20 protein-coding genes, 1 pseudogene and 1 riboswitch are annotated in these 22,034 nt (G+C 74.3%); of the genes and pseudogenes, 12 read left to right on the top strand and 9 right to left on the bottom strand.

The window, feature by feature from the left end; genetic code table 11:
* Nucleotides 1-52: 52 nt before the first annotated feature.
* Nucleotides 53-1,018 carry a terpene synthase family protein gene (locus tag O7598_RS28185; protein WP_269694234.1) on the bottom strand — a complete coding sequence of 322 codons (966 nt, stop codon included), beginning with the start codon at nt 1,016-1,018 and terminating at the stop codon, nt 53-55.
* 100 nt (nt 1,019-1,118) lie between these two features.
* Between O7598_RS28185 and O7598_RS28180 the strand changes: the two genes are divergently transcribed.
* Entirely contained in the window at nt 1,119-1,778 is a 660-nt protein-coding gene (locus O7598_RS28180) for a UbiX family flavin prenyltransferase (protein WP_269694233.1), read from the top strand.
* Nucleotides 1,779-1,827: 49 nt separating this feature from the next.
* Here the strand turns inward: O7598_RS28180 and O7598_RS28175 are convergent, their stop codons facing one another.
* Nucleotides 1,828-2,094 (bottom strand): BldC family transcriptional regulator, encoded by a 267-nt coding sequence (locus O7598_RS28175; RefSeq protein ID WP_013473529.1) that lies wholly within the window; start codon nt 2,092-2,094, stop codon nt 1,828-1,830.
* Nucleotides 2,095-2,363: 269 nt separating this feature from the next.
* Between O7598_RS28175 and O7598_RS28170 the strand changes: the two genes are divergently transcribed.
* From O7598_RS28170 to O7598_RS28160, 3 genes are read left to right on the top strand one after another with little or no spacing between them, the layout of a single operon-like run.
* The gene (locus tag O7598_RS28170) at nt 2,364-2,822 is read left to right on the top strand and encodes an Lrp/AsnC family transcriptional regulator (RefSeq protein WP_269694232.1); all 459 of its coding nucleotides are present in this window, start codon (nt 2,364-2,366) and stop codon (nt 2,820-2,822) included.
* Nucleotides 2,823-2,861: 39 nt separating this feature from the next.
* Nucleotides 2,862-3,704, top strand: a complete 843-nt coding sequence (locus O7598_RS28165) for an SDR family oxidoreductase (RefSeq protein ID WP_269694231.1) — start codon at nt 2,862-2,864, stop codon at nt 3,702-3,704.
* Between the two features lie 10 nt (nt 3,705-3,714).
* On the top strand, nt 3,715-4,806 hold the full coding sequence (locus O7598_RS28160) for a PLP-dependent cysteine synthase family protein (RefSeq protein ID WP_269694230.1): 1,092 nt from the start codon (nt 3,715-3,717) through the stop codon (nt 4,804-4,806).
* A 4-nt stretch (nt 4,807-4,810) separates the two neighbouring features.
* On the opposite strand, the gene O7598_RS28155 is transcribed toward O7598_RS28160, so the two are convergent.
* From O7598_RS28155 to O7598_RS28140, 4 genes are all read right to left on the bottom strand, one after another.
* Entirely contained in the window at nt 4,811-5,431 is a 621-nt protein-coding gene (locus tag O7598_RS28155) for a putative glycolipid-binding domain-containing protein (RefSeq protein ID WP_269694229.1), read from the bottom strand.
* Nucleotides 5,432-5,541: 110 nt separating this feature from the next.
* Nucleotides 5,542-7,647: a DEAD/DEAH box helicase gene (locus O7598_RS28150; RefSeq protein WP_269694228.1), complete on the bottom strand. Its 2,106-nt coding sequence runs from the start codon at nt 7,645-7,647 to the stop codon at nt 5,542-5,544.
* A gap of 178 nt (nt 7,648-7,825) precedes the next feature.
* Nucleotides 7,826-9,685, bottom strand: a complete 1,860-nt coding sequence (locus O7598_RS28145; RefSeq protein ID WP_269694227.1) for a hypothetical protein — start codon at nt 9,683-9,685, stop codon at nt 7,826-7,828.
* Nucleotides 9,686-9,794: 109 nt separating this feature from the next.
* Entirely contained in the window at nt 9,795-11,423 is a 1,629-nt protein-coding gene (locus tag O7598_RS28140; RefSeq protein ID WP_269694226.1) for a C40 family peptidase, read from the bottom strand.
* A gap of 230 nt (nt 11,424-11,653) precedes the next feature.
* Here O7598_RS28140 and mqnE point away from each other — a divergent pair, with 230 nt between their 5' ends.
* From mqnE to O7598_RS28120, 4 genes are read left to right on the top strand one after another with little or no spacing between them, the layout of a single operon-like run.
* Nucleotides 11,654-12,823 (top strand): aminofutalosine synthase MqnE, encoded by a 1,170-nt coding sequence (gene mqnE, locus O7598_RS28135; RefSeq protein ID WP_269694225.1) that lies wholly within the window; start codon nt 11,654-11,656, stop codon nt 12,821-12,823.
* An 8-nt stretch (nt 12,824-12,831) separates the two neighbouring features.
* Nucleotides 12,832-13,260 (top strand): hypothetical protein, encoded by a 429-nt coding sequence (locus O7598_RS28130; protein ID WP_269694224.1) that lies wholly within the window; start codon nt 12,832-12,834, stop codon nt 13,258-13,260.
* Nucleotides 13,261-13,286: 26 nt separating this feature from the next.
* A complete protein-coding gene (locus O7598_RS28125) occupies nt 13,287-13,565 on the top strand; it encodes a DUF4229 domain-containing protein (protein ID WP_269694223.1) in 279 nt (92 codons plus the stop codon).
* Nucleotides 13,566-13,615: 50 nt separating this feature from the next.
* Nucleotides 13,616-14,095, top strand: a complete 480-nt coding sequence (locus O7598_RS28120) for a hypothetical protein (RefSeq protein WP_269694222.1) — start codon at nt 13,616-13,618, stop codon at nt 14,093-14,095.
* 47 nt (nt 14,096-14,142) lie between these two features.
* Here O7598_RS28120 and O7598_RS28115 read toward each other — a convergent pair whose 3' ends face one another.
* On the bottom strand, nt 14,143-15,483 hold the full coding sequence (locus tag O7598_RS28115) for a C39 family peptidase (protein ID WP_269694221.1): 1,341 nt from the start codon (nt 15,481-15,483) through the stop codon (nt 14,143-14,145).
* Nucleotides 15,484-15,688: 205 nt separating this feature from the next.
* Here O7598_RS28115 and O7598_RS28110 point away from each other — a divergent pair.
* The 4 genes and pseudogenes from O7598_RS28110 to O7598_RS28095 form a co-directional block, all read left to right on the top strand.
* Nucleotides 15,689-16,999: pseudogene (locus O7598_RS28110) on the top strand (M14 family metallopeptidase); the annotation flags it as partial.
* A gap of 120 nt (nt 17,000-17,119) precedes the next feature.
* A riboswitch (cobalamin riboswitch) is annotated at nt 17,120-17,213 on the top strand.
* Between the two features lie 106 nt (nt 17,214-17,319).
* Nucleotides 17,320-18,252, top strand: a complete 933-nt coding sequence (locus O7598_RS28105) for an ABC transporter substrate-binding protein (protein ID WP_269694220.1) — start codon at nt 17,320-17,322, stop codon at nt 18,250-18,252.
* 68 nt (nt 18,253-18,320) lie between these two features.
* Nucleotides 18,321-19,409: a FecCD family ABC transporter permease gene (locus tag O7598_RS28100; protein WP_269695007.1), complete on the top strand. Its 1,089-nt coding sequence runs from the start codon at nt 18,321-18,323 to the stop codon at nt 19,407-19,409.
* 173 nt (nt 19,410-19,582) lie between these two features.
* Nucleotides 19,583-20,359 carry an ABC transporter ATP-binding protein gene (locus O7598_RS28095; RefSeq protein WP_269694219.1) on the top strand — a complete coding sequence of 259 codons (777 nt, stop codon included), beginning with the start codon at nt 19,583-19,585 and terminating at the stop codon, nt 20,357-20,359.
* A gap of 84 nt (nt 20,360-20,443) precedes the next feature.
* Here O7598_RS28095 and O7598_RS28090 read toward each other — a convergent pair whose 3' ends face one another.
* Nucleotides 20,444-21,202 (bottom strand): VOC family protein, encoded by a 759-nt coding sequence (locus O7598_RS28090; protein ID WP_269694218.1) that lies wholly within the window; start codon nt 21,200-21,202, stop codon nt 20,444-20,446.
* A 94-nt stretch (nt 21,203-21,296) separates the two neighbouring features.
* Nucleotides 21,297-22,034 carry an ABC transporter permease gene (locus O7598_RS28085; protein ID WP_269694217.1) on the bottom strand — a complete coding sequence of 246 codons (738 nt, stop codon included), beginning with the start codon at nt 22,032-22,034 and terminating at the stop codon, nt 21,297-21,299.

Here is a 22,034-nt window from a genome sequence, read left to right as displayed (position 1 = left end):
CCGGTCGGCCCGCCGGGCCGGCTGGCCGCTCGCCGGGCCGGCCGCCGGCCGGTCAGGGCGTCGCGGCGGCCGGGTAGCGGGCGCTCTCCAGCGTCCAGTCGACAGTGCCGCGGACCGCGGCGGCCACCCCGTCGAGGTGGGCGGTGACCGCCCCGTCCAGCGCCGGGCCGAACGACGGCACCGCCGCGCGCAGCGCCATGAAGCGGCTCATCTCGGCCCGCCAGTGCCCGGCCACCAGGTCCACCGCGACCGGCAGTGGCACGCCCCGCTCGCCGGCCACCGCGAGCACCAGGTTGTGCCCGCCGCCGGTGACCAGGTCGCGTTCCAGCGACGCGATGTCGTTGAACCAGGAGAGCAGGTCGTTGGCGAGGTCGGCGTGGCGGCGCAGCGCCGGATGGTGGTAGACCGCGTCGGGCAGCGGCCGGCCGGCGGCGAACTCGATCAGCGGGTACGACACGTACGCCGCCGAGGTGGCCCGGCGCAGCCGCACGTACTCGGCCACGCCGGGCGGCCGGCCGGCCGAGGTCGCGGCCGCCTCCCGGGCCACGCCGTCCAGGTGGTCGGCGACGGCGTCGGCGAAACGCAGCCGCCAGCGGGCCGGCATCCGCCGACGCGGCTCCCGCCAGGCCTGCACCAGCAGCCGACGCAGCGGGCCGGAGAAGCCGGTGTGACGGGCCCGGGGGCCGTCGCGGAGCAGCGCCAGCGCGCCGTCGCGCAGCGCGCGGATCTGCGCCGGGGTCAGCCGGTCCGGGCCGTCGCAGGCGTCGTCGACCAGGAAGAACCAGGTGAACAGCGCGGCCAGCACCCGCAGGTCGGGTTCGGTGGCGTCCGGGTAGAGCCGTCCGGCGTACCGGGCGAAGCCGGCCCGGGCCAGCCGGCGGCGCGTCGCCGGGTCCAGCGGCAGGCCGAGCCGGTCGAGCCGGCCGACCAGCCAGGCCTGCGCCTCGTCGGCGTACGGGGAGAGCCGGGGCGGGACGGGACAGTCGGAGCGCAGCGCCCGCAGCACCGCAGCCGTCATCACCGGGCCCTTCCGTGGAGGGGGATCGCCGGACAGAAGAATCCCATGTCGCGGGAAGCCCCGTCGACCCGTCGGACATTTGGCCTGGCAGGCTTGACGTATGCGCGAACCATGGGTGGTCGGCGTCTCCGGCGCCTCCGGGACCCCGTACGCGGCGGCGGTCGTCCGGGGCCTGCTCGACGCCGGCCAGGCGGTGGACCTGATCGTCTCCCGGGCGGCCCGGCTGACCGTCCTCGACGAGACCGGCCGGCCCTTCCGGGACGCGCACTGGGCCGACGACCTGGCCGCCTGGCTCGACCGTGACCTGACCGGGGCGGACCTGCGGCACTGGCCCGCCGGTGACCTCGCGGCCGGCCCGAGCAGCGGCTCCTACCCGGTACGCGGCATGGCGGTCGTGCCGGCCAGCACCGCGGCCTGCGCCGGCATCGCCATCGGACTCTCCAAGGACCTGCTGCAACGCGCCGCCGAGGTCAACCTGAAGGAACGCCGGCCGGTCGTGGTGGTGCCCCGGGAAACCCCGGTGACGCGCAGCCACCTGGAGCACCTCATCGCCCTGCACGACGCCGGTGCCGTGGTGCTGCCCGCCAGCCCGGGCTTCTACGGCGCCGGGGCGACGGCCTCCGCCCCGCAGTTGGTCGACTTCGTGGCCGGCAAGGTGCTCGACGCGCTCGGCGTCCCGCACACGCTGTTCCGGCGCTGGTCAGGTGAACTGGCCGCGGCCCGCCGGGACGCCGAACCGGCCGGACCGGACGGCTCGTGACCGGCCGGGGCGCGACCCGACCCACCGGCCGGACCGCGCCCCGATCGCTTCAGTACATGCCGGCGTTCGCCGGGCCGGGGCCGGTCGAGGCGGTCGGGCCCATGTTGCGTGCCTTGCCCATGTCCTCCGCCTCGTCCAGCATGCCCTCCCCCTCAAGCAGGGCCCGCACCTCGGATTCCCGAAACCGGCGATGCCCGCCTGGAGTCCGGATGCTGCCGATCCGGCCGGCCGCTGCCCATCTGGTCACGGTCTTCGGGTCAACCCGAAACAGCGCAGCGACCTCACCCGGTGTCAGCAGGCGATCTCCAGTGTCCACAGCCCCCTCCTCGCGTCGACGAAGCCCCCGGCTGAACACACTGCCCCCGGCCGGTGCGAGCCCAGAGCCGTCATGAGGGACGTATGGCAATTACAGCACCAGCGATCGGGCGTGTCCGCCAAACGCGAAAAACGCACACAGTGGGAAAGTTAGTAAATGGTACCGGCGTAGAACCCCCGTGACCGCGCGTTTGTGAATGGCGACGTGACGTCATGTTCAACGGGTGCCGACCACGCCCGGTCACGCCCAAACCGATAGGGTCACTCTCCGTGGACACGATCGACCTGAGCCTCGTGGAACTGCTGCGCGGAAACGCCCGCCTGTCCTACGCCGAGCTGGCCCGGCAGGTCGGCCTCTCCGCGCCGGCCGTGCACGAGCGGGTCGGCAAGCTGGAGTCCGGTGGGGTGATCCGCGCCTACCGGGCCGAGGTCGAACCGGAGGCCGTCGGGCTCGGGGTCACCGCCCTGATCGGCATCGTGGAGGACTCCGACGCGGACACCGACGACGTGCTGGAGGCGTTCCGCCAGATCCCCGAGATCGAGTCCTGCTATTTCATGGCCGGCGTCGAGTCGTTCCTGCTCAAGGCGCGGGTGGGCACCATCGCCGAGCTGGAGCAGTTGATCGTGCGGCTGAACCGCACCCCGGGGGTCGCCTCCACCCGCACCGGCATCGCCCTGTCGACCAAGTGGGAGAACCGGCCGCAGCCGCTCGAACTTCCGACCGCCTGACCCTGGCCCGACGACGGTACGGGCGGTTAGCGTGCGCCGATGACGACCTCGGGGCGGGGCGCCGCCGTGGTGACCGGAGCGGCCGGCGGGCTGGGCCGCGCGCTCGCCGCCGCGCTGCACGCCGACGGCTGGCGGGTGCTGCTGACCGACGTCGACGCCGCGGCGGCGGCCGACGCCGCCGGGCCGCTGGGTGGCTGGTCCCGCCCCCTCGACGTACGCGACGAGGCCGCCTGCGCCGCGGTGGCCGCCGAGGCGGCCGGCGCGCCGGGCGGGCTCGGGCTATGGGTGAACAACGCCGGCATCCTGGTCACCGGCCCCTCCTGGGGGCACGACGAGTCGACCCGACGCCGGGTGGTGGAGGTCAACGCGCTCGGCGCGATGAACGGCACACTGGCCGCCGTGGCGGTCATGCGGGAGCAGGGCCGGGGGCACGTGCTCAACGTCGTCTCGCTGGCCGGGCTGATCGCGGCGCCCGGCGAGACCGTCTACGCCGCCAGCAAGCACGCCCTGCTGGCGTTCAGCCTCGGCACCCTGACCGACCTGCGGATGGCCGGCGTCCGAGGCGTACACGTGTCGTGCCTGTGCCCGGACGGGATCTGGACGCCGATGCTGCACGACAAGCTCGACGACCCCGGTGCGCTGGCCTCCTTCACCGGCTCGCTGCTCACGCCGGAGCGGGTCGCCGCCCGGGCGGTACGCCTGGCCCGCCGGCCCCGCCCGGTGGTCAGCCTGCCGCGCTGGCGCGGCGCGCAGGTGCGGCTGCTCGACGCGTACCCCCGCCTCGCCCTGGCCCTGACCCCGGTGGTGCGCGCCGCCGGCCGGGCCGGGCAGCGCCGGCAGGCGCGCCGGGTCCGGCCGGACCCGAGCCCACCTCGCTTGTAACGTTGCCGGCGTGACTCATCTCGACCGGTGTGACGAGGCCGGCCGGCGCTGGCTGACCGAGGCGATCGCCACGGTCGAGGCGGACGCCAACCGCTCCGCCGACACCCACCTGCTGCCCTTCCCGCTGCCCCGGGCGTGGGGGATCGACCTCTACCTCAAGGACGAGTCGGTGCACCCCACCGGCTCGCTCAAGCACCGGCTGGCCCGGTCGCTGTTCCTCTACGGCCTGTGCAACGGCTGGATCGGCCGGGACACCACAGTCGTCGAGGCGTCGTCCGGGTCGACCGCCGTCTCCGAGGCCTACTTCGCGCGCATGCTCGGGCTGCCGTTCATCGCGGTCATGCCCGCCTCCACCTCGCCCGAGAAGATCGCCCAGATCGAGTTCCAGGGCGGGCGCTGCCACCTCGTCGAGGACCCGGCCAAGGTGGTGATCGAAGCGCGCTGGCTGGCCGAGGACACCGGCGGGCACTACATGGACCAGTTCACCTACGCCGAGCGGGCCACCGACTGGCGGGGCAACAACAACATCGCCGAGTCGATCTACGCCCAGCTCGCGCTGGAACGGCATCCGGTGCCCGCCTGGGTCGTGGTGGGCGCCGGCACCGGCGGCACCAGCGCCACCATCGGCCGGTACGCCCGCTACCGCCGGCTGCCCACCAAGCTGTGCGTGGTGGACCCGGAGAACTCCGCGTTCTATCCGGCCTGGCAGGCCGGCGACTGGTCGGTCCGCACCGACCGCGGCTCCCGCATCGAGGGCATCGGCCGGCCCGGCGTCGAACCGTCGTTCCTGCCCAGCGTGGTGGACCGGATGGTCCAGGTGCCGGACGCCGCGTCGCTGGCCGCGATGCGGGCCGGCTCGGCCGTGCTCGGCCGCCGGGTGGGCGGCTCCACCGGCACCAACCTCTGGGGCGCGTTCGGCCTCATCGCCGAGATGCGCGCCGCCGGCCGCACCGGTTCCGTGGTCACGCTCATCTGCGACCCGGGCGACCGCTACGCCGACACCTACTACTCGGACGAGTGGGTGGCCGCGCAGGGCCTCGACCTCGCCCCGCACCTCGCCGCCGTCGACCGGTTCCTGACCGACGGCGCCTGGCCGGCCTGAGCGCTCAACGGGGGTCGGCCCGCTCGGCGAGGCCCGGGTACCGCACCACGAAGCCGTCCGGGTCGACCTGAAGCTCGGCGCTGAAGGTGCCGCTGGCAAAGCGGACCCGGCCCGGGCCGAGCGAGGTGTAGACCTGCTCGGACGGCACCACGGTCAGGCCCGGCAGCAGCACCCAGGCGACCGTCACGCTGGTGGCGAGGTCGGCCGGGAGCCGGCCCAGCCCGATCCGGCGGATCGGCAGCGTGTTGGTCAGCGGGGAGCCGCCCAGGTCGACGTCGAGCGCCTCGGCCAGCCGGTCCGGGTCGTCCGTGCCCGGCAGGCCCGCCGGCGGGTGCCCGGCCGCACGCAGCGCCGCGTCCAGGTCACCCTCCTCACCGGTCCGCACGCGCCACCCGTCCCGGCCCCGCTCCAGGCGTACGCTCCGCGCCCAGCCGGCGCCGTCCGCCTCCACCTCCAACCGGTTCGTCGACCAGTCCCGCGCGATCGTCAGCCGGTACCGGCAGGTGTAGGGGATCGGGTCGACCGCCAGCGCCACGCCCTGCGCGGTCAGCCCCTCGCGGTCGTCGAGCACCACGTGCTCGGAGCCGGCGGTGTCGGTCCTGGTCCAGAAGAGCGACTTCGGCATGGACCGGACGTTACGCGAGCCGGCGGCCACCGGCAGCGAATGCGCGAACGCCGCCGCCGAGCGGATGCTCGACGGCGGCGTTCGTCCAGATGGTCTCCGGCAGCGCCGGATCAGTGGGTACGGGCCGGCGGGCGCCCGCCGAAACCGCGCCGGTCGTCGCGCGGGCGGTCGTCCCGGCCCCGCCCCTCGGGGCGGAACCCGCCCCGGCGCTCCGCCGGACGGAAGTCACCCCGGTCGCCGAACCGCCGCTCGCCCCGGCCGTCCCGGTCGTCGAACCGGCGCTCGCCCTGGCCGTCGCGGTCGCCGAAGCGGCGCTCGCCCTGGCCGTCGCGGTCGCCGAAGCGGCGCTCGCCCTGGCCGTCGCGGTCGCCGAAGCGGCGCTCGCCCTGCGGGCGGTCGTCGTGCCGGCGCTCGCCGAAGCCGCGCCCGCCGGTCGGCCGGTCGTCCTGCCGCCGGGCATCCCGGTCGTAGCCGCGCTCGCCCGCCGGGCGGTTCCGGTCGAACGACCGGTCGCCACCGGGCCGGCCGTGCTCCGCGCGCTCGCCGAAACGCCTGTCACCGGCCGGGCGCCCGCCGAACCGGTCACTCCGGTCGTCGAAGCGACGCTCGCCGAAGCGCCTGTCGTCGCGGGCCTCGGGCCGCTCGAAGCGACGCTCGCCGCCGAACCGGTCGCCGTGGCCGCGCTCCCCGGTGGGCCGGTCGCCGAAGCGTCGCTCGCCCGCCGGGCGGTCGCCGTAGCCGCCGCGCTCGCCGGTCGGGCGGTCGCGGAAGCCGCGCTCGCCGGTGGGGCGGTCGCGGAAGCCGCGCTCGCCGGTGGGGCGGTCGCGGAAGCCGCGCTCGCCGGTGGGGCGGTCGCGGAAGCTCCGCTCGCCGCGGCCGTCGAAGCTACGGCCACCGCGGTCGAAGCCGCGGCCGTCCCGGTCGCCGAAGCGGCGCGGACCGCCACGGCGGGGCTCCGGCTCCTCGCGAACCGGCACGCCGCTCGGCTCGCGTGCGCCGGTCAGCTCGGCCAGCGCCTCGTCGCCGGCGCGTACCCGCGCCTGGGACGGCTCGACGCCCGCCTTCTCCAGCATGGCCAGCGTGGTCCGGCGCTGCTTCGGCAGGACCAGGGTCGCCACCGCGCCGGACTCGCCGGCCCGGGCGGTGCGGCCGGCCCGGTGCAGATAGTCCTTCGGGTCCTTCGGCGGGTCCACGTGCAGCACCAGCGAGACCCCGTCGACGTGGATGCCGCGGGCCGCCACGTCGGTGGCGACCAGCACGTTCATCCGTCCCTCGCGGAACTCGGCGAGCGTCTTGGTGCGCATCCGCTGCGTCTTGCCGCCGTGCAGGCCACCGGCCCGGACGCCGACGGCGGTGAGCTGATCGACCAGCCGGTCGACGCCGAGCTGCGTACGGGCGAAGACCATGGTGCGGCCGTCCCGGGCGGCGATGGACGCGGTGACCGCGAACTTGTCGTGCGGCGGGATCAGCAGCAGGTGGTGATCCATGGTGGACACGGCGGCCGTCGCCGGCGCGGTCGAGTGGGTGACCGGGTCGGTCATGAACCGCTTCACCAGCGTGTCGACGTCGTTGTCCAGAGTGGCCGAGAAGAGCAGCCGCTGGGCGTCCGCCGGCGTCTTCGCCAGCAGCTCGGTGACCTCGGGCAGGAAGCCCATGTCGGCCATCTGGTCGGCCTCGTCCAGCACGGTGACCTCGACGTCGTCGAGCCGGCAGACGCCACGCGCGATCAGGTCGCCGAGCCGCCCCGGGGTGGCCACCACGATCTCCACGCCCCGGCGCAGCGCGTCGATCTGCCGGTCGTACGGCACACCGCCGACCGCGGTCTTCAGGAAGATGCCGACCGACTTGCCGAGCGGCACCAGCGCGTCGTTGACCTGCATGGCCAGCTCGCGGGTGGGAACCAGGATCAGGGCGCGGGGGTGCAGCGGCCGGGCCCGGTTGCGGTCGGCCAGCCGGCCGATCACCGGGAGGCCGAAGGCGAGCGTCTTGCCCGAGCCGGTCTGGCCCCGGCCGAGCACGTCACGGCCGGCGAGCGCGTCCGGCACGGTGGCCCGCTGGATCTCGAACGGAGTGGTGATGCCCTGCCGGGTGAGCGCCTCGACCAGCGGCCGGGGCAGGCCGAGCGAGGCGAAGTCGGTGGTGTCGGTGGTCGGGTCGACGGTGTCGGTGGTCGGGTCGACGGACGGGGACGTGCCGGAGGCAGCGAAGGTGGTCAAGAAATGCCTTTCGAGCGGGGCGCATCTTCGCGATGGCCCGCCGCGGCACCGTTACGCCGTCGAATCGCCCGCAAGATCGCCCAAGGGCGCGCAGTCGGCGCGCCGGGTCAGTGATCCCGACAAGTGTACGGCGATCCGCCGACACGGCCACCGCACCGCGCGGCCGTAGTGGGCGGGCTCACCCCGTCAGCCCACTCAACGCGTCGTTGGCCAGGAAGACCACGAGCAGACTGATGGCGATCAACACCGTCAGCGCGACACCCAGCACGATGATGACCTTGGTGTTGCTGGCCCGGGCGGTCGGGGCGTCCTCGGACCAGCCCTGGGCCAGGATGTGACCGGTCAGCGAACCGGAGTTCTCCGTCGGGCTGCCCTGCGGGAACGACACGGTGGCGAAGCCGGGGCCCTCGGTGCCGCCGTACGCGGTTCCGGCCAGGTCCTGACCACCGTGCTGCGGGCGTACCGGACGGGTGGCCTCGGCGCCCCGGGGCGGAGTGGCCGGCGGCGGCCAGGTCGGCAGCGCCGGCGCCGGCACCACCGCCGGCGCGGGCGCGGCCGGCGCCGGCGGAGCGTACGTGCCGGCCCAGGCCGGCGGCGTCCCGGCGGCGCCGGTCATCGCGGGCGGCGGCGGGAACGGCGGCGCGGGCATCGGACCCGGCGGCGCCGGCGGCGGGGGCACCAGCGGTCCCGGTGGCGGCGCGGGCGGCCCGGGCACCGGCGGGATCGGCCCGGGCGGGTTCGGCCCGGGTGCCGGGGACGGCGTGGGCAGCGGCGGGCTGGGCACCGGTGGGGTCGGGCGGAGCGGCGGCTCCGGCTCGGGAACGGGCGGGGCGGGCGACGGGGGCGTCGGACCGGGGACCGGGGTCGGTGCCGGCTCGGGCTCGGGACCGTGCGGGGTCGGCGGCTGGGCCGGCTCCGGTGGCTGGGCGGGCTCCGGCGGCTCCGGGTTGACCGGGCCGGCCCGGTAGACCTTCGCGGCGGCGGGAGCGGCTGCCACCGAGACCGCGACCTCGTCGGCGGACACCCGGCTCAGGCCCGGCACCGACGCGCTGGCCCGGGCCGCCGGTGGATCGGTGCGCAGCGCGGGCGTGGGCCGCACGGCGAACCGGTCGTCCGGCCCGGCACCGCCTCCCGACGGATCGTCCGGCAGCCGCTGCGCGGGCACCTGGGCGGACCCGGAGACCCGGGGCGTCGGCGCGACCACGGCCGAGCCGTCGCCGGTCGCGGCCTCCCGGGCGTCGCCGGGGGCGGCGGCCGGCGGGTCGGAGGCGTCGCCGGTGGTCGCGGACGCCGGGGCCGGCATCGGCGGGGCCGTGGCTGACGCCGCCGGGCTCGGGTCGGCCGGGCTCGGGTCGGCCGGGCTCGGGTCGGCCGGGCTCGGGTCGGCCGGGCTCGGGTCGGCCGGGACCGGCACGGCCGCGACCGGGGTGGCCGCGCTCGGGACGGCCGCGCCTGGGGCGGTCGGAATCGAGAGGGCCGGGACCGGCACTTCTGCGGCCGGGAGAGCCGGGACCGGTGCTGCCGCCGGGGGGTCGACGGGTCCGGGGCGTGCCGCCGCGAGGTCGCCGGCCGGCGCGGATGCGTGCGTCGGGAGGGCGGCGTCCACGGCGGGACGAGTCACCGGGTGGTCGGCGCCCCGGGCAGGGTGGGACGTCGCGAGGGCGGCGGGCGGCGCGAGGCCGGGCGTCTCGGCGGCCGGCGTGGCGCTGCGCGTCGCGCGGTGCGCGTCGTCGTCGGCCGGGGCCGGGCGCTCGGCGGCCGCGAAGGCGGACCAGCTGGACGGCGGAACGGTCGCTCCGGGACGGCGTCGGTCGAGCGGTGGCGCGGCCTCCGCCGGAGCGCCCGCCCGGTAGGTGGTGGCGGTGGCCGGCGGCCCGGGGCGTTCCCCGCCCACCGGCGGCGGCACGGCCGAGCCGGCCACGCTGACCCGGGCCCGTGCCACGGCCACCGGCACCGCCGGGCGCTCGTCGGCGTCACCGACGGCGTCGGGCGTGGATCCCGGGTGGACCGTCTCCGCCGGAACCTCGTGCTCGCCCATCTCGCCCTCCGCACCCACGCTCGCCCCCGACCGTGGCGCCGGCCGGAACTGCCTGGATCTCACCGTGCCACATTCCGGCCCGGGAACACAGTCGGAGCGGACGGTTGGGTCAGCCGGCGCTGGTCGGGCTCGCGGAGTTGCTGTCGGTCGGCTTCGCCGCGCTCTCGGTCGGCTTCGCCGCGCTGCTCGACGGCGCGGCGGCGCTCTCGGTCGGCTTCGCCGAGGTCGTGCTCGGCTCGGCGGTGGCGGTGGCGGTGGCGGTGCGGCTCGGCGACGGGCTCGGCGACTCGGACGGGCTCGGCGTCGTCGGCGGCGTGGTGCTCGTCGACGGCGTGGGCGTCGGGCTGGACCCGGTCGGCGTCGGCTTCGGGGTGCCCGTCGGCTTCGGCGTGCCGGTCTTCGTCGGCTTCGGTGTCGGTTTCGGCGTCGGCTTCGACGTGGGCGGGTTGGCCGGCACGGTCGGGGCCGGCACGGGCGTGGCCGGGGCCGGCACGGCGCCGACCACCCGGGTCGCGGCGTAGAGCCGGGACCAGCGGACCACGGAGATCTTCACCACGTCGCCGGTGCGGGGCGCCTCGACCATCTTGCCGTTGCCGATGTACATGGCTACGTGGTGGATGCTGGTCCAGCTGCTGCTCGAGGCGAAGAAGAGCAGGTCACCCGGGAGCAGTGCGTTCGGGCTGACGGTGCGGGACCGGGTCGCGAAGTATTGATCCCGGGAGACCCGCGGCAGGCCCCGGTAGCCGGCGGCCTGGTACGAGGCGAGCATCAGGCCAGAGCAGTCGAACCGGTCCGGTCCCTCCGCCGCCCAGAGGTAGGGGTCGCCCAGCTGGGCCAGGGCGTAGCGCACGGCGTCGAGCGCGCGGGGGTCGGCGACCAGGCCGTTGATGCTCTGGTTGACGACGTACGGGTTGCCGCGCTGCTGCTCGGCGGCGTCCTCCCGGCGCTCGATGACGAGCAACCTGGCGGCGTTGTCCCGGCGCAGCTTGAGCAGCGCCGCCTCCTGCTTGTGCAGGTCCGTCTCGACGCGGGTGAACTCCGCGGTCTTCTCGGTGACCCGCCGCTGGACCGAGGCGTGCGCCTCGCGGGCGACCCGCTCGTCGTCGGTGGCGCGGAGCAGCTCGCCGGTCACCGACGTGCGGGCGCCCTCGGCCTTGTCGCCCCGGGTGATCCGTTGGAGGTCGCTGAACTGGCGCAGGCTGGTGCCGAACTCGCCGGGCGGCAGCGCGGCGTCGGCCTTGACCGCGTCGGCGGCGGCGCTCTTGGCGTTCTCCCGCGCCCGGACGAGGGCGGCCTGCGCCTCGGTGAGGCGGGCGGTGGCCGTGGTCAGCTCGGCCTGGGCCGCGTCCCGCTCGCCCTTGATCCGCAGCAGCTCGTCGCCGAGCTGGGCGACCCGGGCGTCGACCTGGTTGATCTGCGCGATCAGCGGGCCGTCGGCCGGGTTGGCGACGCCTGTCGTCGCGCCCGGCACGCCCGCCGTGCGGCCCGGGCCGGTGGCCCCGGGGATCGTGGCGCCGGGGACGGCGCCCGCCCCGGTGGGGAGCTGGAGAGGACCGGTGACCTGTGGGCGGGAGCCGGCGTCGGGGATGGTGTCGGGCAGCGGATCGGCCCAGGCCGGGGTGGCGAGCGCCGCGGCCGCGACCGCCCCGAGCAGGGCGGACCAGAGCGCGGGGCGCAGCACCGGTGAGATCACCGGTGACCGGCCTCGTCGCCGTCGGGCCTTGGTGCTGTCGACCATTCCGCTCCCCGTCCGGTCTGGTGCGCGCCACGCGTCGTGGGCGTGATGAGACAGGACGGCCCTGGTGTGTGTTCCGCCCCACTCTTGTCTTACCTCACCGGCGCAGCGATGTCGATGTGCGGAGGGTGACGGGCGGTGAACTGGGTCGCTGCGGTCGACCGCAGCGACGGTCCGTCCGACCCGCGACGTACGCTCGATCGGGACCCCAGGTGGAAGGACGTGGCTTTCGGATGGACGCCGGACTCAAGCGCGAGCTCGAAGCGAAGGTCTACGCGGGGGAGCGGCTGACCCGCGAGGACGGGGTCGCGCTCTATGCCAGCGACGACCTGACCTGGCTGGGCCGGCTGGCTCACCACAAGCGCACCGAGCTCAACGGCGACCGGGTGATGTTCAACGTCAACCGGCACCTCAACCTGACCAACGTCTGTTCCGCCTCGTGCGCGTACTGCTCGTTCCAGCGCAAGCCGGGCGAGAAGGACGCCTACACGATGCGGATCGACGAGGCGGTCCGCAAGGCGAAGGAGATGGAGGACGAGCAGCTCACCGAGCTGCACATCGTCAACGGCCTGCACCCGACGCTGCCCTGGCGCTACTACCCCAAGGTGCTGCGCGAGCTGAAGGCCGCGCTGCCGAAGGTCAACCTCAAGGCGTTCACGGCGACCGAGGTGCAGTGGTTCGAGAAGATCAGCGGGCTCTCCGCCGACGCGATCCTCGACGAGCTGATGGACGCCGGGCTGGAGTCGCTGACCGGCGGCGGCGCGGAGATCTTCGACTGGGAGGTCCGGCAGCACATCGTCGACCACGCCTGCCACTGGGAGGACTGGTCGCGGATCCACGCGCTGGCCCACTCGAAGGGCATGAAGACGCCGGCGACCATGCTCTACGGCCACATCGAGGAGCCCCGGCACCGGGTCGACCACGTGCTGCGGCTGCGCGAGCTGCAGGACGAGACCGGTGGCTTCCAGGTCTTCATCCCGCTGCGCTACCAGCACGACTTCGTCGACTCGGCGGACGGCAAGGTCCGTAACCGGATCCAGGCCCGCACCACGATGGCCTCGCCGGCCGAGTCGCTCAAGACGTTCGCGGTGTCCCGACTGCTGTTCGACAACGTGCCGCACGTGAAGTGCTTCTGGGTCATGCACGGGCTCTCGGTGGCCCAGCTGTCGCTCAACTTCGGCGTGGACGACCTGGACGGCTCGGTCGTGGAATACAAGATCACTCACGACGCCGACTCGTACGGCACGCCGAACACCATGCACCGCGATGACCTGCTCCACCTGATCTGGGACGCGGGCTTCCGCCCGGTGGAGCGGAACACCCGCTACGAGACCGTCCGGGAATACGACGCCGCGCCGTCGATGGCCGAGCGCCGCTCCGAGCCGCAGCAGGTCTGGGCCTGAGCACGGCGATGGGCACGGAGGAGCAGCCGCGCGCCTTCCCCCGGCGGGACGCCGAGGGACGCATCCTCACCCTCGGTGACCTGCTCGGCGTGACGCTCGCCGGCCTGGTGATCGGGGTGCTGGCGCTGCTGCTCTTCGAGTGGGCGTTCGCCGCGGTGGGCGCCGGCGGGTTCGGGCGGACCAACGGCTGGCTGGCGGTGATCCTGCCGCTCTGGCTGTTCTGGGACGACTTCCGGGCCTGGGAGTTCGGCGCCGCCCGGGTGCTGGCCGCGCTGGTCGGCATCGGGGTCGGCGTCCTGGCCGGGCTGCTGACCGCCGGCCTGGCCGCGGGGCTGCCGCCGCTGTTCACCGGCGCGCTGGCCGCGGCGGTGTTCACCGTGGTCTACGCGGTCATCTGGTTTCATGGCGTGCACTGGCTGGCCCGGCGTACGGGCTGAGGCGCGGAGAGAGTGGGAATTCGGGCATGAGCGCGGCGGTCAAGTACACGCTGGGCCGGGTGGGGCTGTTCGTCGGCGTGCTGGCGGCCCTCTGGTTCGTCGAGATGAACATGTTCCTCCGGCTGATGCTGGCGCTGGTCGCCTCCGCCGCGCTGTCGTTCTTCCTGCTCAAGGGCTGGCGGGACGAGATGGCCGGGGAGATGGCCGAGGCGGCCGAGCGGCGTCGCGCGGAGAAGGACCGGCTGCGTTCCGCGCTGGCCGGTGACGACCAGGGCGGGCCGGAGGGCGAGCGCCGGGAGGGCTGAGCCCGAAACGGGGCAGCGGGTGGTCGTCCCGGCCGCTAGGGTCACCCGCCGTGAGTTTCCTGAACAAGATCGACGGATGGCGGACCAAGGTGTTCGTCTGGTTCGGCCTGCCGGTCATCGCGGCCATCGGGCTGATGATGGGTGCCACCGACCTCGTCCCCACCTGGCAGGCGAAGAACGGCGGCGGCACGGCGGGCACGTTCACCGCGGTGCACGAGGACTGCGGCCGGCGCAACTGCGAGTGGCGCGGCACCTTCGCCGCCGACCAGGGCGGCGGCCGGCGCGCCGACGTCATCCTCTACGACGCGCCGGACGGTCTCGCCGTGGGCGGCACCGCACCGGCCCGGGACACCGGGGCGCGGGCCGGCGTCTTCTCCACCACCGGCGGGTCCACCTGGCTGCTGGTGACCGGGCTGACCCTGGCCGGCGTGGCGGCGCTGGTGGCCTGGGTGGTGATCATCGTCCGGAAGGTCCGCGGTCGCCGGTCGAAGCCCGTGGCCCCGCCCGTCTCGTTCGCCCCGTCCCGGTAGTCCGGAGGTCCGGGCCCGGCGCGGACTCCGCGCCGGGCCCGGGCCGGTCACCAGTTGGTCGAGCCCGGGACCACCGGCCACCGCCGGTCCGTCGGCTTGATGAGGTACGCGATGCCGCCGGAGCCGGAGGCGACCGTGCCGTTGGCCCGGTACCGCTTGGTCCGCAGCCAGATCTGCTCGAACTGCTCGCGCTCGTAGACGTTGCGGACCGCGTCGTTCGACGACGACGCGGGGTCGTTGACGATCACGTCACCGTCGGCGGTGAAGCCGACGATCACGAACAGGTGCCCGGAGGTGCCGTAGTTGGCCCCGTCCAGTTCCTCGGCCAGGAACGACTGCGACGTGACCACCGGGATGCCGGCCTTGATGAACCGCTCCGCCTCGTCCAGCGAGTGCAGTCGGGTGACGCGCGCCTCCAGGCCCGGGAAGCCGGCCGCGTACGCGGTGTTGAACGGCCAGTTGCCGGCGCCGTCGTACTCGTGGTCGTAGGTCATCCGGGCGGCGTGGTCGACGGTCGGGTCGGCGTAGGACGGGTCGACCCAGGCGGTGTCCTCGGCCGAGGGCTTGCGGCCCCAGTACTCGACCACCATCTCGGTGGAGGTGGGGGAGCACCAGGCCTCGCCGCCGCCGTCGTACTCGGGGTACTCGCCGATGTGGACGTTCTGGGAGTAGCGGGGCACGGCCAGCTCGGTGCCCCAGGCGATGTGGCCCCGGCTCGGCGTGACGGTGAACCGGTCCGGCACGTTCGAGGCCATCGCGCCGAGCATCCGCACCTGCGGCGCGGCGGCCTGGCCGGGTGCGCGGTAGAGCGTCAGCCGGAGCTGGTACGAGCGCAGCAGCACCCCGGCCGCCGCGTCGTCGATGGAGAACGTGTCGGTCCAGATGCTGGAGAACGGGTCGCCCTGGCCGTCCAGGGTGGACCGTTTGATGTCCTGGTCGCCGGAGGCCCAGCGGCCCATCACGTACCACGGGGTGTGCTCCCCGGTGGTGTAGGTGCCGTTCAGCTCGATCTGGATCCAGGTGCCGGCGGGGGTGCTGGCGTTCCAGGACGCGACCAGTTCGGTGGCGTCGAACCCGATCCGCCGCTCGGGCGAGGTCCAGGTCGCGTACTCCCAGGTGCGGGTGGTGCCGGTGTGCTCGTCGGTGAACTCGGTGGTGCCGGCCGGCCGGCCGATGGTCAGCGCGGGGTGCCGGCCGGGTACGGCGCGGGTGCCCTGGTGCGAGCCGCCGCGCCAGTCGGGGTAGCGGGAGAACTCCTGGAAGGTGATCTGTTCGTCGTGCGTGACGCCCGGCCGGGGGCCGTGCGCCTGGGCGGGTGCGGTGGTGCCGAGGAGGGTGAGCGCGGTCAGACCGGCGAGGGCGACCGTACGCAGGGGTCTTCCGAACATGGCAGCTCCACGGGGAAACGGCATCGTTGCCGTTCACTGTCGCGCTTGGCGGGAAGTTTCGCCAGAGGTTCAGGCATGGAAAATGATTGCCGACATGAGGATCCGGTCGGGATGGATCCCGAGAAAGATGAATGTTGATATGACCATGTGACTCCTGGTGAAGTGTGCGGACAACGGGATCTCCCGTACCCCGAGGAGGTTGTCCATGGCCCTCCGCACGCTCCCGACCCGCCGGCGGCTGGCGCTCGTCGCCGCCGTCGGCCTGACCCTCGTCGTCGGCGCCGCCGGCCCGGCCGGCGCCCGCCCCACCCCGGACCGGGCCGGTGAGCCGGCCGCCGTCGCCTACCGGGTGCTCGGCCCACGGACCGTCGCCGACCGCACCGCGGTCGCCCGCACCGGCGCCGCGATCGACTACTCCGAACACGGTGTGTTGCACGTCACGGCGACCACCGCCGAGGCCGCCGCCATCAACCGGCTCGGCTTCCGGCTGGAGAAGGACGTCGCCCCGGCGCCCGCCGGCGGCGCGACCGCCTACGCCTTCCCACCTGCCGACTCGAACTACCACGACTACGCCGAGCTGACCACGGTGGTGAACAAGGTGGTCGCCGACCACCCGACGATCGCCCGCAAGCTCAGCATCGGCACGTCCTACCAGGGCCGGGACCTGATGGCCGTGAAGATCTCCGACAACGTCGGCACGGACGAGAACGAGCCGGAGATCCTGTTCAACGCGCAGCAGCACGCCCGCGAGCACCTGACCGTCGAGATGGCGATCTACCTGCTCAACCTCTTCACCGACAACTACGGCAGCGACTCCCGGATCACCAACATCGTCAACTCCCGGGAGATCTGGATCGTGCCGACGGTCAACCCCGACGGCAGCGAGTACGACATCGCCACCGGCTCCTACCGCTCCTGGCGGAAGAACCGGCAACCCAACAGCGGCTCGTCGTACGTCGGCACCGACCTGAACCGCAACTGGAGCTACCAGTGGGGCTGCTGCGGCGGCTCGTCCGGCACCAAGTCGTCGGAGACCTACCGCGGCCCGTCCGCCTTCTCCGCCCCGGAGACCACCGCGCTGCGCAACTTCGTCAACAGCCGGGTCGTCGGCGGGGTGCAGCAGATCAAGGCGAACATCGACTTCCACACCTATTCCCAGCTGGTGCTCTGGCCGTACGGCTACACGTACAGCAACACCGCGACCGGGATGACCGCCGACCAGTACAACACCTTCGCCACCATCGGCCAGCAGATGGCGGCGACCAACGGCTACACACCCGAACAGTCCAGCGACCTCTACATCGCCGACGGCACCAGCATCGACTGGATGTGGGGCGCCCACAAGATCTGGGCGTACACCTTCGAGATGTACCCCGGCTCGGCCTCCGGCGGCGGCTTCTACCCGCCCGACGAGGTGATCCCGGCGCAGACCTCGCGCAACCGGGACGCCGTGCTCATGCTGTCCGAGTACGCCGACTGCCCGTACCGGGCGATCGGCAAGCAGAGCCAGTACTGCTGACCTCACCACCGGGGTGGGGACCCCGGTTCCACCCCCACCGGGGTCCCCACCCACCCTCCCGTCCGGACGATCTCCGCTGGTCGTGCGCTACCGTGGCACCGACCGTGCCACAGCGAAGCCGGTGCGAAACCGGCGCTGTCCCGCAACTGTGATGCCCCGTACGCGCGGCGTCGGCCTCCCGCCGACGCCGACGGACGTGGGACGAGCCAGGTCGCCTGCGGCCGGTCGCGACACGCGCTCTCGAGGAAGGGCGCCTCGCGGACGGGCCTTTCCACCTGTCGGCGAAGCACCACGCTCCTCGACCGACAGGAGGATCGATGACCCCACGTACCCCTCGGCTCTTCGCCGCCGCGCTCGCGGCCGGCGTGCTGCTTCTCGGCGGCTGCGCCGAGAAGACCTCGCCCGACACCCCCGCCGCCGGCGCGTCCGGAGGCTCGTTTCCCGCCAGCGTGGGCAACCTGACGCTGGAGAAGCGCCCCGAGAAGATCGTCTCGCTGTCGCCGACCTCGACCGAGATGCTCTTCGCCATCGGCGCCGGCAAGCAGGTCGCCGCCGTCGACGACCAGTCGAACTACCCCGCGGACGCCCCCAAGAGCGACCTCTCCGGCTACCAGCCGAACGCCGAGGCCATCGCCGCGAAGAGCCCCGACCTGGTGGTGATCGCCAACGACACCAACAAGATCGCCAGCCAGCTCGTCGCGCTGAAGATCCCGGTCCTGCTCGCCCCGGCCGCGGCCACGCTCGACGACACCTACCGGCAGCTCACCGACCTGGGCAAGCTCACCGGCCACCCGGCCGAGGCGGACGCCGTGGTGGGCAAGATGAAGGACGACATCACGGCGCTCACCAAGGACCTGCCCAAGCGCGCCGAGAAGCTCACCTACTACCACGAGCTGGGCCCGGAGCTGTACAGCGTGACCAGCAAGACCTTCGTCGGCACCGTCTACTCGCTCGCCGGGCTGGAGAACATCGCCGACCCGGCCGACGCCGGCGGCAAGAGCGGCGGCTACCCGCAGCTCTCCCAGGAGGTCATCGTCAAGGCCAACCCCGACTTCGTCTTCCTGGCCGACACCAAGTGCTGCCAGCAGAGCGCGGACACGGTCAAGGCGCGCAGCGGCTGGGCCGGCGTCACCGCCGTCAAGAACAACCAGGTCGTGGCGCTGGACGACGACATCGCCTCGCGCTGGGGTCCCCGCGTGGTCGACCTGCTCCGGACGATCGTCGACGCCACCGCCAAGGTCCCGGCCTGACCGTGGCCGTACGACCGGTGGACTCCGTGCCGGCCGGGACGCCCGACGCGTCCCGGCCGGCCGGCCGGCTGCCCCGCCCCCGCCGCGGCCCGGCCGGAGCCGACGCCCCGGCCCGCCCCGCCGGGCTGCGCACCCGCTGGCTGCTCGCCGGCCTGGCGGCGGTGCTGGTCGCGCTGGTGGCCGGCGTCTCGTTCGGGCCGGTCAGCCTGCCGCCCGGCAGCGTCGCGGCCGAACTGCTCAACCTGCTGCCCGGGGTGCACCTGGACAGCGGGCTCACCGAGCGGGAGATCGCCATCGTCACCGAGCTGCGGCTGCCCCGGGTGGTGCTCGGCCTGCTCGTCGGCGCGCTGCTCGCCCTGGCCGGCGGCTGCTACCAGGGCGTCTTCCGCAACCCGCTGGCCGACCCGTACCTGCTCGGCGTCGCCGCCGGGGCGGGGCTCGCGGTCACCGCCGCGATCGTGCTGGGCGCCGGGGCCGGCGGGGCGCTCACCGGGCTGCCCGTGACCATCCCGCTCGCCGCGTTCGTCGGCTCGCTCGGCGCGGTCGCGATGACGTACCTGCTCGGCGCCGCCGGCGGCCGGGACCGGTCACCGGCCACGCTGATCCTGGCCGGGGTGGCGGTGTCGGCGTTCCTGGCCGCCGGCCAGACCTACCTGTTGCAGACGCACTCCGACAGCCTCCAGCAGGTCTACTCCTGGCTCCTCGGCCGGCTCTCCACCGCCGGCTGGCACGACGTGCTGCTGGTTCTGCCCTACTTCCTGCTCACCGCCGTGGTGGTGCTGGCACACCGGCGTGAGCTGGACGTGCTCGCCCTCGGCGACGACGAGGCCACCAGCCTCGGGCTGCACCCGCAGCGCTCCCGCTACCTGCTGATCGCCGCCGCCTCGCTGGGCACCGCCGCCGCGGTCTCCGCCTCCGGCCTGATCGGCTTCGTCGGCATCATCGTGCCGCACACCGTCCGGCTGCTCGCCGGCTCCAGCCACCGGGTGATCCTGCCGCTGTCGATGCTCTTCGGCGGCGCGTTCCTGGCGCTGACCGACGTGGTCGCCCGGACCGCCGCGGCCCCCGCCGAGATCCCCATCGGGGTGGTCACCGCGCTGCTCGGCGGCCCGTTCTTCGTGCTGATCCTGCGTACCGCCCGCGGGGTGCGCGCGTGAGCGCGAGGAGTGAGCCGGGGTTGCGAGCCCCGCAGTCGCGAGCCGGGAGGATCGCGTGAGCGCGAGGAGTGAGCCGGGGTTGCGAGCCCCGCAGTCGCGAGCCGGGAGGATCGCGTGAGCGCGAGGAGTGAGCCGGGGTTGCGAGCCCCGCAGTCGCGAGCCGGGAGGATCGCGTGAGCGCCGCCGTCGACGTCCGGGACCTGCGGGTCGAGTTGGGTGGCAACCCGGTCCTGGCCGGCGTCGACCTGACCGTCGCGGTCGGCGAGTGGGTCACCGTCATCGGCCCCAACGGCGCCGGCAAGTCCACCCTGCTGCGCGCCGTCGGCGGCCTGCTGCCCGCGCCGGACGCCGTCGCCCTCTTCGGTACGCCGATCCGCGCGCTGCGCCGCCGTGACCGGGCCCGGGTGGTCGCCACCGTGGCGCAGTCGCCGGTGGTGCCGGCCGGCATGGCGGTCTTCGACTACGTCCTGCTGGGACGCACCCCCTACATGCCGCCGCTGGGCCGGGAGTCCGCCGCCGACGTGACCGCCGTGCACGAGGTGCTGGACCGGCTCGACCTGGGCGGGTTCGGCCGCCGCGAGCTGGCCACCCTCTCCGGCGGGGAGCGGCAGCGGGTGTTCCTGGCCCGGGCGCTGGCCCAGGGCGCCACCCTGCTGCTGCTCGACGAGCCGACCAGCGCGCTGGACATCGGGCACCAGCAGGAGGTGTTGGAGCTGGTCGACCAGCTCCGCCGCGAGCACGAGCTGACGGTGCTCGCCACCATGCACGACCTCTCCATCGCCGGCGAGTACGCGGACCGCCTGGTGCTGCTCGCCGACGGCCGGGTGGCCGCCGCCGGCCCGCCCGCCGAGGTGCTCACCGAGGAGTTGCTGGCCCGCCACTACCGGGCCCACGTCCGGGTGATCCCCGGCCCGCACGGCCCGCACGTGGTCCCCCTCCGTCGCGGGTAAGGAGGGGCCCCCTGTTAACAGGTGGTGTTAAGAGGGGCCCCCGCCTCTACCGAATGCGTTAAGAGGGGGCCCTTCCTTACACCCTCAGCGGAGGGTGGAGACGGAGAAGAGGGCGCCCTGGGGGTCGCGGAGGGCCGCCGAGCGCCCGGCCGGATTGTCCCGGGGCGGCACGAGGATGGTCCCGCCCAGCTCGGCGGCCCGCGCCGCGGTGGCGTCGGCGTCCTCCACCGCGAAGTAGACCGTCCAGTACGCCGGCAGGTCCGCCGGCAGCGGCTCGGCCGCCGGCACCATGCCGGCGACGATGCGGGCGCCGCAGCGCCACCCGACGTAGGGGACCGATCCGGCCGGCCGCTCCTCGGCGTGCCAGCCGAAGACCAGCGCGTAGAACTCCCGCGCCCCCTCCGGGTCGGGGGTGACCAGCTCGTTCCAGCACATCGCGCCCGGCGCGTTGAACAGTTCCGCGCCGCGCATCGCCATCGGCTGCCAGACGCTGAACACCGCGCCGGCCGGGTCGGCGAGCACCGCCATCCGACCCTGCCCGCTGACGTCGAACGGCGACACCAGCACCTGCCCACCGGCGGCCTCCACCCGGGTGGCGACCAGGTCGGCGTCGTCGGTCGCCACGTACGTGGACCAGATCGGCACCTGGTCCGGAGTGGCCGGCGGGCCCGCTCCGGCGACCGCCCGGCCGTCCTTGCAGAAGACGGTGTAGCCGCCGGCGTCCGGCACGGTGGAGACCCGCCCGGTCCAGCCGAACAGCTCCGGATAGAAGCGTTTCGCGTCCTCCAGGCCGGGGGTGGCCAGGTCGGTCCAGCAGGGTGTGCCGGGCTCGACGCCGTTCACGGTGACCCCTCTCGCCGGGAGCGGACCCGCTGGCCCGCCCTGCCGGCATCGTGGCACCGCCGGGTCGGCCACCGGGCCGGAACCGGACAAAAGGTCAGCTGAAGCGGCGCCCCTCGTCCCGCCGGTAGGCCCAACCCGCGACCCCGGCGAGCACCAGCACCCAGACCACCAGCATCACCAGCGCCTTCGGGTCGGGCTCCCAGCCGGCGACCGCCGCCCACATCAGCTCCACGGCGCCCCGCGTCGGCAGGTAGGGCGCGATCACCCGGACGAAGCCGGGCGCGTTGTCCGGCCGGGAGAGCAGGCCGCCGCCGAACGCCAGCGGGAAGAAGAGCACCTGCGCCACCACGATCGCCGCCTTGCTCGGCAGCGAATAGCCGATCGCGAGGCCGAGCAGGGTGAACGGCACCGAGATCACGGCGACCGCGACGAGCCCGAGCAGGAACCGCGCCGGGGTCACCCGGGCCGCGGTGGCCACCGCGGCGATCACCACCACCGGCACCATCGACAGGTACGTCAGCACCAGGCCGGCCAGGATCCGCCCGGCCAGTCGCGGCGCCGGCCCGGCCGGCAAGGTCCGGGTGTACGGGTTCCAGGGCTGGTCGCGATCCTCGGCGACGCCCACGCCGTACTGGAAGATGTTGGCGCTCATGGTCGCGAACGTGACCATCGCGGCGGTGGCGTAGGTGGCGCCGGCGGGGTCGTCCCCGGCGAACGGCACCACGAAGAAGAGCATCGCGGCGGCGGGGAAGAACGCGCTGCCGACCACCGCCACCGGGATCCGGACGATCTCCAGGAGCTGGTAGCGGGCGTGGACGAGGGCGAGCGGCAC

The organism is Micromonospora sp. WMMC241, from assembly GCF_027460165.1.
Lineage (GTDB): Bacteria > Actinomycetota > Actinomycetes > Mycobacteriales > Micromonosporaceae > Micromonospora > Micromonospora humi.
The sequence above is the reverse complement of the archived record's forward strand: the minus strand, read 5'-3'. Positions and strand labels throughout refer to the sequence as shown.